We start from the raw sequence: 15,687 nt of genomic DNA on the forward strand, positions 1-15,687 counted from the left end.
GCTGGGTGGCGAGTGGGTGGCACACGCCCGCCCGCCGTGTCAGGAAACATCCGCCAGCCAGCGCCGCGCCGCTTCGATATCGGCAAGACCGAGCTCATGCCCGTCCTCAACCGTTTCCATCTCGGCTCTTGCTCCGTTCGCCGCCAGCCGGCCCTGCAATTCTCGCGCCTTGTCGAGATATTTGTCGCGTTCTCCCGCCATAAGCAGAAAGTTGCGGCCGGAAAGTTCGGCCTGCGGCCATGTTTCCAGAACCGGCATCGGGCGATAGAGCAGGGCGTCTCCGGCAAGTTCGGGATAAAGCGCGGCAAAGGCCGCGTAGAAATTTGCGCCATTGGAATGGCCGATAAACCGCAGTTTCGAACGGTCGAGACCATAGGACCGTATCGCCCCCTCCACGAAGGCGGCGAAGGCTTCCGTTTCCGAGGTGATATCCTTCTGGTCGAAGCTGAAATCGGGATTGCGGCGGAACCAGCGGGCGATGTCTTCTTCCGTGCTGCGGCCGCGCACGCCGAGAAGGGTGGCGCGCGGCGCTGCCCGGTGCGCCAGCGGCATCAGGCTGGTTTCGCTGCCGCCGGAACCGTGCAGCAGGATGATTGTGCTGCCATCCGGCTCCTCGGGCGTATAGAAACGGTGCACGAAGGGCAGGTCGCGATAGACGATGCGCTCTTCGCCCGGCATTGCAAATTGCGGCAGGGCGACACGCACATCCGCCTCGTCCTTCATGAAGAGCGGTGGGATGAACAGTTGTTCCCCAAGTGATTCCAACGGTTCGTCCACCGTCATGCCCGGCCCGTCGGTCGCCATTTCGATCAGCACGCCGCCCGGTTCGCGGACATAGAGCGAGTGGAAATATTTGCGGTCATGGGCGTTGGTGGTGCTGGAGTTCAGCGATTTCAGCCCGGTATGAACCGCGTTCAGCTCATCCATGTCCTTCGCCCGGAAGGCGATATGATCGACGGTGCCGGTGCCCGGCGCGCTCGACCAGAAGCCGGTGGCGTCGCGCACGTCGATAATGTCGCCGCTGTCGGAAACGAGCCGGCGAATTGCGCCTGCCTGGCTTTCCTGCCGGTAACCGAAATGTTTCTCCAGAAACGCCACGGTTTCTTCCGGCACTTCGCTTAGCACCGTCGCGCCATAGATGCGGCGAACGGCGTCCTCCGCGGAAATATCGTCCGTCACATGCGGCGTGGCATCGGCAAAGGCGTGGGTGCCGACCAGCTTGACGATCAGACCGTCAGGATCTTTCAGCCGGATGACCGGAGCGCCGAACTCATCGGAGGGGCCTTCCGCCCGGATGCCGAATTTCAGCGCCCGTGTCAGCCAGAAGCCGATGGCGGCGGGATCGATAGCCACGGAAATCTCCAGCGTCTGGCCATAACCGACACGGCCTTGGCCGCCATCTTCCCAGACGAGAAAGGTGAGAAGCGAGCCGGGCGAGGCGATATCGTCGCCATAAAGCAGGTGCAGCTGCATGGCGTCTTCGAAACCGGCCGTGCGTTTGGCAAGCCTCAAGCCCAGAAAGCCGGCGTAAAAATCCACATTCGCCTGCACCTTCCGGGTAATCATGGTGATGTGGTGTATTCCCAGTGCAGAATTCATCTTGCCGTCCCGCTGTTTCGCCTGCTGTTCGTGGCCCTATTTGCCGCACGCTGCCCCTGATCCGCAACCCCGGCAAATGAGAACGCTGTGTTCTCTGCGTGAACGATCCCGCTTTCGCTTCGTTGCATGCGCGATGGGCAAGATGCCAGCTTTTTGCCTGCCTTGCGCGTGTTTGTGCATATAAAATAAGCATACAAAATAACGGCTATTTTGTATGCAATTTTATCTTGCCTTGAGGGCTGGAATTGGGTCTTATGCAACCAATCCAACAAAACCATCAGGGGGAATAGATGATTTTAACGCGCAGGTTGTTGACCAGGGCTCTGGCCATTGCCGCCATCGGTGTAGCCGGTGGTTTTTCGCTGCCGGTCGTCGAGGCGCGGGCCGAAACGCCGGTGAAATTCACGCTCGACTGGAAGTTCGAAGGCCCCGCCGCCGGTTTCCTGCTGGCGCTCGACAAGGGTTACTTTAAGGCTGAAGGCCTCGATGTCACCATCGATAGCGGCAACGGCTCGGTGGAAGCCATTCCGCGCGTGGCGACCGGCGCCTATCAGATGGGGTTCGGCGACATCAACTCGGTGATGAAGTTCCTCGACGAGGATCCCAGCCAGAAGATCAAGGCCGTTTATATGGTCTATGAGCGCCCGACTTTTGCCGTGGTGGGCCGCAAGTCGCTCGGTGTCACCGGCGATCCGAAGTCGCTGGAAGGCAAGAAGCTCGGCGCGCCGCCGCCGGATGGCGCTTTCGCGCAATGGCCTGCCTTCAAGCAGGTCGCAGGTCTCGATGACAGCAAGATCAAGATCGAATCGATCGGTTTTCCGGTGCGTGAACCGATGCTCGCCAAGGGCGATGTCGACGCCGTTTTCGGCTTTGCCTTTTCGGTGATCCTCAACCTCAAGAAACAGGGCATCGCCGATGACGATATCTCGACCATCCTGATGGCCGAGCACGGCTTGAATCTCTATGGCAATGCGGTGCTGGTAAACACTGATTTCGCAGAGAAAAACCCGGATGCCGTGAAGGGCTTCCTGAAAGCGCTGGCCAAGGGCTTCGCCGATTCCGTCAAGAACCCCGAAGAGGGCGTGGCGGCCGTGCTCAAGCGCAACGAGACGCTCGACAGCGCCATCGAGCTTGAACGCCTCAACATGGCCAACAGCATGAATATCAAGACGCCCTATGTGGTGGAGAACGGCATGGGCGGCGTCGATCCGGCCCGGCTTTCCGCCTCCATCGAGACGCTGAAAGTTTCCCTCGGCCTGAAGGGCAACGTCAAGGCGGAACAGGTCTTCGACGCGACCTATCTGCCGGCCAAGGAAGAGCGCATGCTTCCCTGATTGGGATAGCCGTTGCGGATAGAGCGAGCGGGCGTCGCAAATTTCTTCTCCCCGCCGGGGAGAAGGTCGCGGCAGCGGGATGAGGGGGCAAGGGTGCGGTCTATCGCTGACGTTGCCCCCTTATCCGACCCTTCGGGCCACCTTCTCCCCGGCGGGGAGAAGAAACAAGCAGCGACGCCGGGCGTAAGCGATTGCCTCGAAATTGAGGCGAGGATGATGGGGCCGCGGGCGCGCGCCAAAATAGGGGACAGCAATGTCACATCTCGTGGAAATAGACAGTGTGGACATGCGCTATGGCGGTTCCGCCGGCACGCTGGCCGTATCCGGTTTGAACCTGACGGTCGACAAGGGCGAATTCGCGGCCGTGGTCGGGCCCTCCGGCTGCGGCAAGTCGACCCTGATGAAGCTGGTGACGGGGCTGCACATTCCGCAGAAGGGCAATGTCATCGTTGCCGGGCGGCAGGTGACGGAGCCGGTTTCCATTGTCGGCATGGCGTTTCAGAACCCGACGATGCTGCCCTGGCGCACCACGCTTGAGAACATCCTGCTGCCACTGGAGATCGTCGAGAAACATCGCCGACGCCTGCGCGCCCACAAGGCGGAATATGTCGCGAAAGCCGAGCGCCTTCTGGAAATCGTCGGTCTGAAGGGGTTCGGTTCGAAGTATCCTTGGCAGCTTTCCGGCGGCATGCAGCAGCGCGCCAATCTTTGCCGGGCCCTGATCCACGAACCGGAACTGCTGATGCTGGACGAGCCTTTCGGCGCACTCGATGCCTTCACCCGCGAGGAATTGTGGTGCGTCATCCGCGACCTGCACGCCGCGCAGCGCGTCACCATCATCCTCGTGACCCATGATCTGCGCGAGGCGACATTTCTGGCCGACAAGATTTTCGTGATGAGCGCAAGGCCGGGCCGCGTGCTGGCGGAACATCGCGTGCCGTTTGCCCGCCCGCGCCAGCTCGATATCATGTATGACAAGGGTTTCAACGACATGGTGCAGGAACTGCATGGCGAGATCGCGCAGGCGAGGGTGGCGGCATGAGCGCGATCATGGAAGGCACCGTTGCGGCCGAGCCGCGCAAGCCGCTGATTGCCCGCGTCAACTGGGTGAAAGCCGCCCCCTGGCTTTATACTCTGGCGCTTTTCGTGTTGTGGGAACTGTTGGTCTACGCGCTGAAAATGCCGCCCACCATTCTGCCGTCACCGGTAAGGGTCGGACAGGCCATCGTGCAATATTGGTCGCCGATCTGGAAGAATTCGCTGCAGACGCTTTATACCACGACGCTGGGTTTCGCCATTGCGGTGGCCGCCGGTCTCGCCATCGGCCTGTTCATCGGCTGGTCCAAAACCATCTATGCCGGGCTTTATCCGCTGATGATCGGCTTCAACGCCATCCCGAAAGTGGCGCTGGTGCCGATCCTCGTCATCTGGTTCGGCATCGGCACGGTGCCTGCCGTGTTGACCGCCTTCCTGATCTCTTTCTTCCCCATCGTCGTCAACGTCGCGACTGGGCTTGCCACCATAGAGCCGGAAACGGAGGATGTGCTGCGGGCGCTTGGCGCAAAGAAGATGGACATCATGCTGAAGGTCGGCATTCCGCGTTCCATGCCCTATTTCTTCGGCTCGCTGAAAATCGCCATCACGCTCGCCTTCGTCGGCTCGGTCGTGTCGGAAACCGTCGCTTCCAATTACGGCCTCGGCAACATGATGAGTTCGGCGCAGAGCCAGTTCAACGTGCCGCTCGTCTTTGCCGGTCTGCTGATGCTCGCGGTGGAAGGCATCGTCATGTATGCGATCATGGCCTGGCTTGAAAAGCGCATGACCGGCTGGGCGCATCGCTCCACCATGGGGCAATAAGGAATGCAGCACGGGCATGAAGAATATGCCCGTGCCGGAATGTCGTGCGAAGTTAATGCGCCGCCATTTCTTCCACGATATCGCCGCCGTCCATCAGGAACGGGTAATAGGTCGGCCAATTGGTCACTTCGTCCAGCAATGCCTTGCGGTCGTTGCCCCAGTAGAGATGGTAATGGCCCGCCTTGACCGGGGCGATGGAGTGGTCGCTGAACTGGATGAATTGCGGTGCGGCCTCATCGCCGCCGGTTTTCTTGAAGATGTAGCGGACACCGCGATTGCCCTTCTTGTAGGTCGGGATTTCATGGCCATCGCTGACATAGGTGCCTTCAGCGGGCTTGCCGTCCTTATAAAACGCCACGCTGTCGCTCTTGATGACGATGCGGTTCACATCGGTCTTGTAACCGATCTCGTAATAGGCGCGGTACTCCGCCGCCGTCTTGTCGCCATGCGCCGCCTTTTCGGCCATGACGGAATCGAGCGAGCCGTTCAACAGGTAGGGATAGACCGACTGCCAGTCGCCCTCCCAGTCGGAAAGCGTGCGCGTCTTCACCTGCGCATCCTCGAAATAACCCTTGTAGATCTGCTTTTCAGCCTCGGTCATCTGGTGGCCGTGATCGTGCCCGTGGTCGTGGCTGTGGGCAGCGGATTTGTCGCCACCGGCAGCCATTGCCGCGGTCGCCGCCAGCAGCAGGGAACCAAGTGCGACGGCGCCGGTGACGCGGGTGAGTATCTTCTGCATTGTTTCGGCCCTCTCATATCGACGAAGATAGTTACGTAATAACATTACGTATCGACCTATAGAGACCGCATTCGCGGGATGCAAGTGCGCGCTGCAAGGTGGCGCAACGAAAAAGCGCGATGGCTGTTGCAGCCACCGCGCTTGGAAAAAAGGGAAACGTAAGGTCTCAGGCCGGCTGGGCGCTCACTTCCGCCTTGCGCTCGTCGAAGGCGAGTTTCATGGCTTTCGTCACATCGCGGGTCGTCGCGAAATAAGTGTCGCTGCGTACCCAGTAGCGCAATTTGACGGTGGCGCTGTCGGCGCTGACCGAATCGACGAAAGTAACGGGGGCGGGGTCCAGCAAAACCCGGCTCTCCGAACGCACGACTTTCATCAGCATATCCTGTGCGGCCGCCAGATCCTCGTCATTCTTGACCGTCAGGCTGAGTTCGTGACGGCGCGAGGGAAAGCGGCTGTAATTGGTGATGGGCACGTTCCAGAGCGTGGAGTTGGGGGCGAGACGGTAAAGTCCGTCGCTGGTCTTCAGCTCGGTCGCAAACAGCCCGATCTCGATCACCGTGCCGCTGACCGTGCTGGTCTCGATGTATTCCCCGACCCGGAAGGGGCGCAGTACCAGAAGCATGATGCCGGCGGCAATATTCTGCAGCGTGCCCTGCAACGCAAGGCCGATGGCCAGACCGGCGGCGCCAAGGGCGGCGAGAATGGAGGCCGTCTGCACCCCGAACTGGCCAAGCACCATGACCAGCACCAGAATGAGAACCACATAGCGGATGGCGCCGGCGAAGAAACCGGCGAGTGTCGCATCGAAGCCGCGAATGCGCGACAGGCCCTGAAAAGCCCAGCGTTGCAGGAAAGTGGCGGCCAGCCAGCCGATGATCAGCAGCAGAAGCGCACCGACGACCGAGAAGGAATATTGCACCGCAAGCGCGCTTGCCTGCTGCAACGCCGCCTGCGATGCGACGATGATATCCGTTGCCTGTTGTTCCATAAATTATCCTGTGATTTTCATTGCTCTTCAGGGTTGGTAACGACTGGACGCCGTGAGGGTTCCGCCAAAACGACCTCAGTTGCCGAGCGGCAGCACGAAGGGCACGTTACCATCCGTATCCGCGCCCCTGCCGATTTTTTTGATTGCCGCCACCAGTCGTCCATCGCGCCCGAGCAGACGGTCGCCGATGGCGATGATGCGTGCATTGGGCGTGGCATAGGGTGAGACGGCGCGCAGGCGCAGCGCAAGTTCCATCTCATCCTGATCGGGATAAAGGCTGAGCGCGGCGATGACGGCGGCTGCGGGTGAGCGGGAAACGCCCATCCAGCAATGGATGAGCAGTGGTGCTGACTGGTCCCATTCGCGGGCGAAATCGATCAGCTTCAGCACATGTGCATCGTCAGGCGCGATGAGATCGGCGGTGCCCTTGAATGCGATGTCGTTCATGGCGAGCGTCAGATGCCGGCCTGCGGCAATGACGGCGGGACGGTGAAAGGACTGCTCTTTGGCGATCAGCGTCACCATTTCGCGGGCCTTGTGTTTGACGGCCATCTCCGCGATCCGCGACAGCGGCGATACGACAATGGCCGTCATGTCGCACTCCCCGTCTTGACCGCACGCATCGCCTCGATCGCCTCGAAACGTTCGATGAACAGCTTTTGCGCTTCGGTTGAGGGCAGGGGCGTGATGTCGAACATGTCGCGGGTAATGCCGCGCGGCAGGCCGAAGAATTTCTGCGCCTCGGCGGTAGAAAAACCGGCAAGCTCCGTCGCCTCGAAAAAGGCGGCGACCGTATCGGCCTTCTTGATGCGGTCCTTCAATTCGCGCGATGCATGCGGCGGCAGGCCGAAACGCAGATGCACGGCCGCTTCAAGCCGTTTTTCCACGGTCTTGTAACCACCGCCGACCACGGATTTGAACGGCGAGATCATGTCGCCGATGACATATTCCGGCGCATCGTGCAGAAGCGCCATCTGCATGTCGTCAGGCGTCGCGCCTGTGCACATGCGGCAGAAGATGGTTTCGACGATGAGGCAATGCTGGGCGACGGAAAAGGCGTGGTCGCCGCGTGTCTGGCCGTTCCAGCGGGCAACGCGGGCAAGACCGTGGGCGATATCGGCGATTTCCACATCGAGCGGCGAAGGATCGAGCAGATCGAGCCGCCGGCCGGACAGCATGCGCTGCCAGGCGCGCGGGCTTTTTGCAGGCGCCACTCTCAGTCCTCCGCCCGCGCTGCCGGATCAGCCGCCGGGAAGGAAAGGCCGCTCCAGGCGGGCAGCGCCACGGTCACGGGGACAGTCTCCGCCAGAAGCGGCGTGCCGGATGCGAGCGCATCGGCAATGCGGTCGATCCGCACAATGGCAAGCGCCCTGTTGCCGCAAACGGTTCCGAGCGCGCCGATCGGTTTTCCATCGGCGGTCATCTCCGTCCCACTGGCGGGAAGCGCGCCTTCGGCCGAAACGGTGACGACGCGGCGTCTTGCCGTGCCGCGATGTTTCATGCGCGAGACGACTTCCTGACCGACGAAGCAGCCCTTCCTGAAGGAAACGCCGTCATTCACATCCATCAGCACGTCATGGGGAAAGGCATCCTGCAACGCATAATCCCGGCCGGATTCGGCAATCCCATGCTCGATACGGAGCGCATCATAAGCCGCGATGCCGCCGGATGCGGACGCGCCCGGTATACGGTAAAGATCGATGCCGGCCTTGCCGAAACGACCATCCCGAATGCCTGCCGTCGGCGCAGTCTCGTTCCAGAAAACACTCACGCCTTCGACAGTCTCGGCTTTGAGATCGACCGGTGCACGCAGCTTGTACATGGTCAGGCGGCGCAGCAGCGCGTCCTGTTCTGCAGCGCCCGTCTCGATCAGATAATCCCCGCCATCGCGCCAGATCATGAAATCGAACAGGATCTTGCCCTGCGGCGTCAGAAGGGCTGCGGCCCGTGCTTCGCCTTCCGGCAGGTTTTCAACATCTGCGGTGATGAGGTTGTTCAGAAATTCCTCGGCGCCGGTGCCGGAAACCCGGATCAGGCGGCGGTCGGCAAGAAGGGCGGAAGGCATGGCGTCACCGTTCGGTTCGTCGAGACTCTGTGATCTCCGGCAAAAAGCAGATGCGCTTTGCCGGAATGCTCATTCCGCACAGTTAGGATTTTTGCCAGAGAACGGCAAGCACCGCGATGCGATCAATCGCCGGCGGTGAAGAACTTCCACTTGCCGTCAGGCGAAATGCCGACCCGGTAGAAGCTGTAATTGCCAAATTCCTGCATGTCCGCCAGATCGCCCGCGGTGATGATGCGCAGAAGCTCCACCTTTTCCGGCGCAGTCAGCGTATTCAGCGGCTTTCCGGCGAAATAGGGGAAAACATAGGCTTCGTCAGGCGTGCCGGCATCGATATGGGCATATCCGGTCGACAGCAGGTCGATGATGATCGCCAGCACTTCCAGCCCGTCAGGATCGCCTGAATAGCTTTTCAGCGCCGCAATCGGGTCTTCGCCGTCATTGCCGTCGATGCGGAATTCTTTCTGGCCGGCGGCGATGAAGGGCCGCAGCTTTTCGATATCGCCGGAGGCGGCGGCATCGATAATCTGCTGGCGCAGCTTGCGCACGGGTTCCGGCGCCTTGGAAATGTCGTGCTCGATCACAACGGACATTTCAGGCGTGTTGTCGGGCTTGGAGGATTGCTGGTTCGACTGATTGGCGGAACGGTCCACCAGCGGGTCGGGCAGGGGAATGCCTTCCGAATCGCCTTCGATTTCGTCCGGCTCCGCAGGCTGGGCCTGCTGCGGCTCACCGCCATTCTCAGCCTTCGGCTCGCTTTCGGTGTTCTGCGCCGGCTTCAGCTCGGAAAGGGCAAAGGCGCGGCCTGGCATGCCAATCGGCCCGGCGGTCAGGGCAAGCAGGATGGACAGCAGGGCGGAAGAGCGCAAAAGCCCCTTGCTCAGGCAAGACATGATAGACCCCGGCTTTACTGTATTACCCGCTGCGGCGAAAATTCGCCCTGAAGCATGCGCTGGCGCAGCGATTCCAGCATTGCTTCAGCGCCGGCCTCGCCATGGATACGGATGGTTTCGCGCATGGCCAGAGCGATGGCGGCATCGGCGATGATCTCCGGCTCGATGCCGTCGGCCATGCCGTCAGCCCATGCCTCGTTCTGGTGTTCCAGAGCGACCTGCATCTTTTCATGCACGATCATATCGTCGATTTCGTTACGGCTTGTCTGCATCTTTCATCCTCGACAGGGCGGGCAAGTCCTTACCACCCTGTTAACAACACTAGCAGCCTTTTATCAAAACGGCACGGCCTGCGGCGAAAAGAGGTTAATAATCCTCTAATTTCCGAACCGGGACGCGATTTCCTGCGCGAGTGTTGCCCCTTCGTTACGGTAGTTCTCTTCTGCCATGATGGCGGCGCGTGTGCAACTGGTGTGGATGGCCGCAAAGGAGCGGTATCCACGGTTGAATGCAGCCGTCATGCGCTGACGTCGTTCAGGTTCGTTGGCCGTGTCCGCAGCCAGAAGATCGCTCATCGATCTGCGCCAGTCCTCCGGTCCGGAAGAAGGGCACAGGGTTCTGAGATATTGCACCGCGCCCAGTATCTCCGACAGCCGTGCCAGCTTGTCGTCATAAGGGGCCGGTTTGGGCGGCGCGGTTTCCGCCGGACGCACCTCGGAACCGGGTTTTGAAGGCTGCGCATAAGCGACGCCCTGCTGCCCGGCGGTGGCAAGCATTGTCAGAAAAAGAGACAGGAAGATGGTTGGCCGTATCAAAATTCTATTCTGCCCCACACATACTCGTGAACTATTGGCTCGTGAACTGTTGGCTCGTGACCATCCGGCGGGCGGATCAGCCCTAGATAATAGCGATTCTGGCTGGCTGGCAATCATGCAAGCAGGCGTTCGGCGCATTCGACGACGCTTTCCGGCGCCGGCAGAAGGCGGATTTCCGCCAATGTGTACCAGCCCGCATCCACCGCATCGTCACCGACAGTCACGAGCGGATCGGCATCGGTTTCCACGGTGAAGACCGACAGGAAATAGTGGCTCGTCAGCACCCCTTCGGCGTCGCGGGAGGGAAGATCGTATGTCGCGAAAAGCTGCGGCCGGCGCGCCACGATGCCGGTTTCCTCGTGCAATTCGCGCAGCGCCGTTTCGGCCGGCGTTTCGCCGTCTTCGCCGCGACCGCCCGGAAAGGCGAACATGTCCTTTGAAGGCGGGTTGATGCGGCGCACGAGAAGCAGCCGGTCGCCGTTCCTGACAATGGCGGAGGAGGCGGGGCGGGGCTTGATACGGAGGGTCATGAATGGTTTCGCTTGTTTCGGCCGTTGCCGGCCTGTCTATAGTGGTACGTGGCTCGGAAAAATCGATTCCGGTTTCCGTGCCGATGGTTATAGTCCGGAACTGGCGCGATTGTGCATGCTAAAGACGGTGGAATGAAGGTCTATCTTATCTATGTTCTGGCGGCTCTTGCCGAAATTGCCGGCTGCTTTTCCTTCTGGGCCTGGCTGAAACTCGGCAAGACTGGGTGGATATTGCTGCCCGGCATGGTGGCGCTGGCCGCTTTCGCGTGGCTTCTGACGCTGGTTCCGACAGAGGCGGCGGGCAGGGCCTAAGCCGCCTATGGCGGGATTTACATTGCTGCTTCGCTCTTCTGGCTCTGGGGCGTGGAAGGGCATGCGCCGGACCGGTGGGATATTGCCGGCGGCGTCGTCTGCCTTGCCGGCACCGCCATCATCCTGTTCGGGCCAAGGGCCTAGAACATTTCCGGTGAACAATGCTCAAGGAGAAGGCCATGTGCGGACGTTTCGTGCTGAAGGCGACGCCGGAAGAGATCGCCGATTATCTCGATCTGATCGGCCTTGAGGATTTTCCCGCCCGTTTCAACATCGCGCCGACGCAGCCCATTCTGGTCGTGATGGAGGGGGAGCGGCAGGAGCGCGGCAGCAACCTGCCCAATCGCCGGGCCGTGCTGGTCCGCTGGGGTTTTATGCCGGGCTGGGTGAAGGATCCGAAGGATTTTCCGCTGCTCATCAATGCGCGGTCGGAAACCGCCATCGGCAAGGCCTCCTTCCGCGCCGCCATGCGCCATCGCCGCGTGCTGGTTCCGGCAACCGGTTTTTACGAATGGCGACGCTCGCCGAAGGAGGAGGGCGGCAAACCGCAGCCCTATTTCATCCGCCCGAAAAGCGGCGGCATCGTCGCCTTCGCCGGTCTCATGGAAACCTGGTCTTCCGCCGATGGCTCGGAGGTCGACACCGGCGCGATCCTCACTACCGCCGCCAATGCCGCAATTGGCCGCATTCACGACCGCATGCCTGTTGTCATCGCGCCCGAGGATTTCAGCCGCTGGCTGGATTGCAAGACCCAGGAGCCGCGCGAGGTCGCCGATCTGATGCGGCCGGTTCAGGATGATTTTTTCGAGATGATCCCGGTATCGGACAAGGTCAACAAGGTCGCGAATGTCGGCGCGGATCTCATCGAGCCGGTGCCGGAAAGCGCGCCGCTGGCGAAGATCAAGCCGGTAAAGGACGAAGGGCAGATGTCATTGTTTTGACGGCACCCGAGAGGATCAGCCCTTCCGCCCGATCTTCTGCAGGCCTTCCTGGATCATGATATCGGAATAAACGCGGTTACGGCCATTCGCCTTGGCGAGATAAAGCAGCTGGTCGGCCGCATTCAGCTGGTTGTCGAAGGGTTCACCCTTTTCGATCTCCACGACGCCGAGCGAAATCGTCAGGGCGAGGCTGCTGCCGCTCAGCTGCCGGCCGTTCTTTTCCACCTGTCCGCGCAGCTCCTCGCAGAACTGATAGGCGGCGCGCGCATCCAGCCCGCGCAGGAACACGGCAAACTCCTCGCCGCCGAGGCGGGCGGGAATGTGGCGTTGCTCGCCGCACATGTCATGCAGCAGTTCTGCCAGTTTTTTCAGCGCCCTGTCGCCGGCATCGTGGCCCAGCGTGTCGTTGATCTTCTTGAAATGGTCGATGTCGAGAATGGCGACGGCGCCGCTTTCGTCATTGCCGTTGATGACATCCATCAGCGCCCGCGTGCGCTCGAAGAAGGAGCGGCGGTTCGGCAGGCCGGTGAGGTGGTCGCGTTCGGCCAGTTCACGCAGGCGTTTAAGCTGCTTCAACGTCTCGATATTGTTATCGATGCGGCACTGCAATTCTTCGGGCACGAAGGGGCGGTAGACGAAATCCGAGGCGCCGGCCTTCAGGAAGCTTGCCGAAAGCAACCGGTCTGTGGAGGACGATATGCCGATCACCCGCAAATCTTCGGATGAGCGGCTGTCGCGGATGCGGCGCGTCAGCTCATAACCGTCCATGTCGGGCATATGGTAGTCGGTGATGACAAGCTGGATCGTCGGGTCTTGCGACAGTATTTCCAGCGCCTGCTTGCCCGAATGGGCCTCGCTGACCCTGAAATTCTGCCGCTCCAGAATTTCCACAAGACCGGAGCGGGCCGTGCGCACATCATCGACGACCAGAACGGAGAAGAGCTTGTTGCTCAAAATCCGCTGGACCGTTCTGACCACCGCATCGACGGTGCGATGGCCGTCCTTGACGATGTAATCGATGATCTTCTTTTCGGCGTAGCGCTTGCGCGCCTCCTCATCCACCGTGGCGGTGAAAACGATGGCCGGCACCTTGCGCTCGGATAGAAGTGCGAGAATTTCGCCCTTCGGCGCATCGGGCAGGTTAAGGCCCGTCAGCGCCAGCGTGAAATTATGGGCCTGCATGAGGGTATCGGCCGCGGCCATGCTGTCGCAATGGACGACCTCGGCTTCCGTTTCTTCCGAAAGCCGCGTCTTCAGCAGCATGGAAAGAGCAACGGAATCTTCAATCAGAAGGATTTTATCCTGCATGGCCGTCCCAAGCCCCCCTGGCCTGTCTTCACAATCTTCCCTCAACGCCGAATATTCGTCATCCGCGTGTCTGCGGATTCGAAAGCCGGCTTATGCATTGTTGTGGAAAAAAATGCGGAATAGAAAAGTTATTTTGTATTCACTAATCTATACGTCGGTGTTCGTATAGCCTTCTTGTGGAAGGCGAGCTTTTTACTACACTTTCGTTGCAGCTTCGTTACAGAAGGCTGCCGATTTTATGAAAGACTGACGCTCTGCAGTTTAGCGGCAGTGCTTGAAATAAAAACGGCGCCCGGAAAAGGCGCCGCGTGATTGTTGATTTTCCGTTGGAAACGTTCCGTTTTCCGGGCAGTCCGCAAAATTCGAAAAATCAAAAAATCGAATATTTTCAGGCGGTTTTGGCGGCGGGCTTGCGCTTCAGCATCAGGGCTGCGGCCGCAACGGCCTTCAGTCCGAGCGGGCGGTAGTGGCTGTTGAGGTCGGGCTTCGCCTAGGGCTGCGCCTTCGTCTCGTTCGTCATTTCTCTCTCTCCACAATTCACGCCAATCGCCGTTGCGATGCGTGTGAGCCACTTCTTTCGCGGCTAATCTTGACGGATTCGAGGCGAAGAAAAACGAAGCCGGCTTTTCAGGCTGCGACATTTTGCGTCACATCCTGCGCCGGCTTGTGCGAGAAAAAATAAACCTGCGGTTTTAAATGCCGCGGTCGAGGCCGTTGCCGCCATTGGCGTCGTCATGCACGTCTTCCTCGATGGTCAGCGTGCCGTAGCGGCGATGCCAGAGGCGGGCGCTGATGGGAATGAAGACGAGATAGGCGGCAACCGTCAGAACCAGAACTTCCCAGGTGAAGCTCATCAGCATCGCCACATAGAGCACGACGACGAGGATCATCGGCAGCACCAGATCGCGGCGAATGCGGCTGGTGCCCGATTTCCCCGACCAGACCGGCAGGCGGCTGATGAGGAGATAACCGATCAGCACGGTATAGGCGGCGGCGACATAGGCGAAGGGCTTGTCCGGCTCGACGCCGAGGAAACCGAGATAAACCGGCAGCAGCACCAGCATGGCGCCCATCGGGGCGGGAACGCCCACGAAGAACTCATTCTGCCAGGGCGCCTTCACCGGCCGCTCGATCATGACGTTGAAACGCGCCAGACGCAGGCCGGCGGCGATGACGTAAATGAGGGCGGCGATCCAGCCGATGGAGCGTGCCTGGTCGAGAAGGTAGGCATAGACCACCAGCGCAGGGGCGACACCGAAATTGACGATATCGGCCAGCGAATCCATCTGCTCGCCGAATTTGGACGTCGCTTTCATCATGCGGGCGATGCGCCCGTCTATGCCGTCGAGGAAGGCGGCGAGCAGCACCATGCCGACGGCCAGCTCGAAGCGACCCTCGATGGCGAGACGCACGCCGCTCAGGCCCGCACAGATGGCCAGAACGGTTATGAGATTGGGAACGACGAGGCGAAAGGGAATTTCCCTCAGCCGCGGTCCACGGCCGCTGTCGCTGCGGCCCTCTGGTTTGCCGTTCTGTTGCGGCTCGGCGATCGGCGTTTTCATGCGCATGCCCTTCCTGTTTCCGTCAGCCGCGACGGCTGACGACCGGACCCTTGGCGGAGCCGAATTCGGCGAGCACGGTTTCACCGGCAATCGCCGTCTGGCCGACCGATACACGCGGCTCGAAACCTGCGGGAAGAAAGATATCGAGGCGCGAACCGAAACGGATAAGACCGAAACGCTCACCGGCATCGACTGGTTCATTCGGCTTTACCCAGCAGACGATGCGGCGTGCAACCATGCCGGCGATCTGCACCACGCCGACCTTGCCGTGCGACGTCTCGATGACGAGGCCGTTGCGCTCATTGTCTTCGGAAGCCTTGTCCACTTCGGCATTGAGGAAGAGGCCGGGACGGTAGGCGACATTGACGATACGGCCGCGCACCGGCGAACGGTTCACATGGCAGTTGAACACGTTCATGAACACCGAGATGCGCACCAGCGGCTCCTTGCCGAGTTCCAGCTCCAGCGGCGGAACGACGCTCTGCACGGCGGAAACCTTGCCATCGGCCGGGCTGATGATGAGGTCGTCATCCTGCGGCGTGACGCGCTCGGGATCGCGGAAGAAATAGGCGCACCAGGCCGTCAGCACCAGACCGACCCAGAACAGCGGTTCGGCGATCCAGCCGAGCACCAGCGATGCGACGAAGAAGGCCGCCACAAAGACATAACCTTCCTTGTGGATCGGTACGATGGTGTTGTGAATGGTGTCGAACAGATTCATGAGATTCCTTGCTCCGGTTTCCGTCT

18 protein-coding genes and 1 pseudogene are annotated in these 15,687 nt (G+C 60.5%); 5 read left to right on the forward strand and 14 right to left on the reverse strand.

The features are described 5' to 3' along the window. Positions 1 to 39: 39 nt before the first annotated feature. A complete protein-coding gene (locus ACQZ5K_RS16360) occupies positions 40 to 1,599 on the reverse strand; it encodes a VOC family protein (protein ID WP_448740856.1) in 1,560 nt (519 codons plus the stop codon). 290 nt (positions 1,600 to 1,889) lie between these two features. On the opposite strand from ACQZ5K_RS16360, the gene ACQZ5K_RS16365 reads away from it, so the two are divergent. The 3 genes from ACQZ5K_RS16365 (at position 1,890) to ACQZ5K_RS16375 (ending at position 4,790) form a co-directional block, all read left to right on the forward strand. Beyond that, positions 1,890 to 2,933, forward strand: coding sequence for an ABC transporter substrate-binding protein (locus ACQZ5K_RS16365; protein ID WP_448740857.1), 1,044 nt, complete (start codon positions 1,890 to 1,892; stop codon positions 2,931 to 2,933). A gap of 253 nt (positions 2,934 to 3,186) precedes the next feature. Further along, positions 3,187 to 3,975, forward strand: a complete 789-nt coding sequence (locus ACQZ5K_RS16370) for an ABC transporter ATP-binding protein (RefSeq protein WP_003520663.1) — start codon at positions 3,187 to 3,189, stop codon at positions 3,973 to 3,975. Then, entirely contained in the window at positions 3,972 to 4,790 is an 819-nt protein-coding gene (locus tag ACQZ5K_RS16375; RefSeq protein ID WP_003520664.1) for an ABC transporter permease, read from the forward strand. The genes ACQZ5K_RS16370 and ACQZ5K_RS16375 overlap by 4 nt, the downstream gene beginning before the upstream one ends. Positions 4,791 to 4,842: 52 nt before the next feature. Here ACQZ5K_RS16375 and ACQZ5K_RS16380 read toward each other — a convergent pair whose 3' ends face one another. The 9 genes from ACQZ5K_RS16380 to ACQZ5K_RS16420 all read right to left on the reverse strand — a co-directional run bounded on the left by ACQZ5K_RS16380 (position 4,843) and on the right by ACQZ5K_RS16420 (position 10,817). Further along, a complete protein-coding gene (locus ACQZ5K_RS16380; RefSeq protein ID WP_448740858.1) occupies positions 4,843 to 5,529 on the reverse strand; it encodes a metal-binding protein ZinT in 687 nt (228 codons plus the stop codon). 166 nt (positions 5,530 to 5,695) lie between these two features. Further along, positions 5,696 to 6,517 carry a mechanosensitive ion channel family protein gene (locus tag ACQZ5K_RS16385; RefSeq protein ID WP_078054114.1) on the reverse strand — a complete coding sequence of 274 codons (822 nt, stop codon included), beginning with the start codon at positions 6,515 to 6,517 and terminating at the stop codon, positions 5,696 to 5,698. Positions 6,518 to 6,592: 75 nt separating this feature from the next. Continuing rightward, positions 6,593 to 7,111 (reverse strand): tyrosine phosphatase family protein, encoded by a 519-nt coding sequence (locus ACQZ5K_RS16390; RefSeq protein WP_003520667.1) that lies wholly within the window; start codon positions 7,109 to 7,111, stop codon positions 6,593 to 6,595. After that, positions 7,108 to 7,731 (reverse strand): YfbR-like 5'-deoxynucleotidase, encoded by a 624-nt coding sequence (locus tag ACQZ5K_RS16395; protein ID WP_448740859.1) that lies wholly within the window; start codon positions 7,729 to 7,731, stop codon positions 7,108 to 7,110. The genes ACQZ5K_RS16390 and ACQZ5K_RS16395 overlap by 4 nt, the downstream gene beginning before the upstream one ends. Positions 7,732 to 7,733: 2 nt before the next feature. After that, entirely contained in the window at positions 7,734 to 8,582 is an 849-nt protein-coding gene (ygfZ, locus tag ACQZ5K_RS16400; RefSeq protein WP_448740860.1) for a CAF17-like 4Fe-4S cluster assembly/insertion protein YgfZ, read from the reverse strand. 122 nt (positions 8,583 to 8,704) lie between these two features. Next, entirely contained in the window at positions 8,705 to 9,472 is a 768-nt protein-coding gene (locus tag ACQZ5K_RS16405; protein WP_448740861.1) for a hypothetical protein, read from the reverse strand. Between the two features lie 14 nt (positions 9,473 to 9,486). Continuing rightward, positions 9,487 to 9,744 (reverse strand): hypothetical protein, encoded by a 258-nt coding sequence (locus ACQZ5K_RS16410; RefSeq protein WP_003501987.1) that lies wholly within the window; start codon positions 9,742 to 9,744, stop codon positions 9,487 to 9,489. Positions 9,745 to 9,849: 105 nt separating this feature from the next. Further along, positions 9,850 to 10,287 (reverse strand): TIGR02301 family protein, encoded by a 438-nt coding sequence (locus ACQZ5K_RS16415; protein WP_448740862.1) that lies wholly within the window; start codon positions 10,285 to 10,287, stop codon positions 9,850 to 9,852. 113 nt (positions 10,288 to 10,400) lie between these two features. Next, positions 10,401 to 10,817 carry an NUDIX hydrolase gene (locus tag ACQZ5K_RS16420; RefSeq protein ID WP_448740863.1) on the reverse strand — a complete coding sequence of 139 codons (417 nt, stop codon included), beginning with the start codon at positions 10,815 to 10,817 and terminating at the stop codon, positions 10,401 to 10,403. 132 nt (positions 10,818 to 10,949) lie between these two features. Between ACQZ5K_RS16420 and ACQZ5K_RS16425 the strand changes: the two are divergent. Beyond that, positions 10,950 to 11,273, forward strand: a pseudogene (locus tag ACQZ5K_RS16425) (YnfA family protein). A 35-nt stretch (positions 11,274 to 11,308) separates the two neighbouring features. Continuing rightward, positions 11,309 to 12,070, forward strand: a complete 762-nt coding sequence (locus ACQZ5K_RS16430; RefSeq protein WP_448740864.1) for an SOS response-associated peptidase — start codon at positions 11,309 to 11,311, stop codon at positions 12,068 to 12,070. Positions 12,071 to 12,085: 15 nt separating this feature from the next. Here ACQZ5K_RS16430 and ACQZ5K_RS16435 read toward each other — a convergent pair whose 3' ends face one another. The 4 genes from ACQZ5K_RS16435 to ACQZ5K_RS16450 all read right to left on the reverse strand — a co-directional run bounded on the left by ACQZ5K_RS16435 (position 12,086) and on the right by ACQZ5K_RS16450 (position 15,661). After that, positions 12,086 to 13,378, reverse strand: a complete 1,293-nt coding sequence (locus tag ACQZ5K_RS16435; protein WP_448740865.1) for a GGDEF domain-containing response regulator — start codon at positions 13,376 to 13,378, stop codon at positions 12,086 to 12,088. Positions 13,379 to 13,614: 236 nt separating this feature from the next. Next, positions 13,615 to 14,019: a hypothetical protein gene (locus ACQZ5K_RS16440; RefSeq protein ID WP_448740952.1), complete on the reverse strand. Its 405-nt coding sequence runs from the start codon at positions 14,017 to 14,019 to the stop codon at positions 13,615 to 13,617. A gap of 51 nt (positions 14,020 to 14,070) precedes the next feature. Then, entirely contained in the window at positions 14,071 to 14,940 is an 870-nt protein-coding gene (gene pssA, locus ACQZ5K_RS16445) for a CDP-diacylglycerol--serine O-phosphatidyltransferase (RefSeq protein WP_448740866.1), read from the reverse strand. Between the two features lie 22 nt (positions 14,941 to 14,962). After that, positions 14,963 to 15,661, reverse strand: coding sequence for a phosphatidylserine decarboxylase (locus ACQZ5K_RS16450; RefSeq protein ID WP_448740867.1), 699 nt, complete (start codon positions 15,659 to 15,661; stop codon positions 14,963 to 14,965). Between the last annotated feature and the right edge of the window lie 26 nt (positions 15,662 to 15,687).

The sequence above is a fragment of the Agrobacterium sp. 22-226-1 genome (assembly GCF_053522345.1).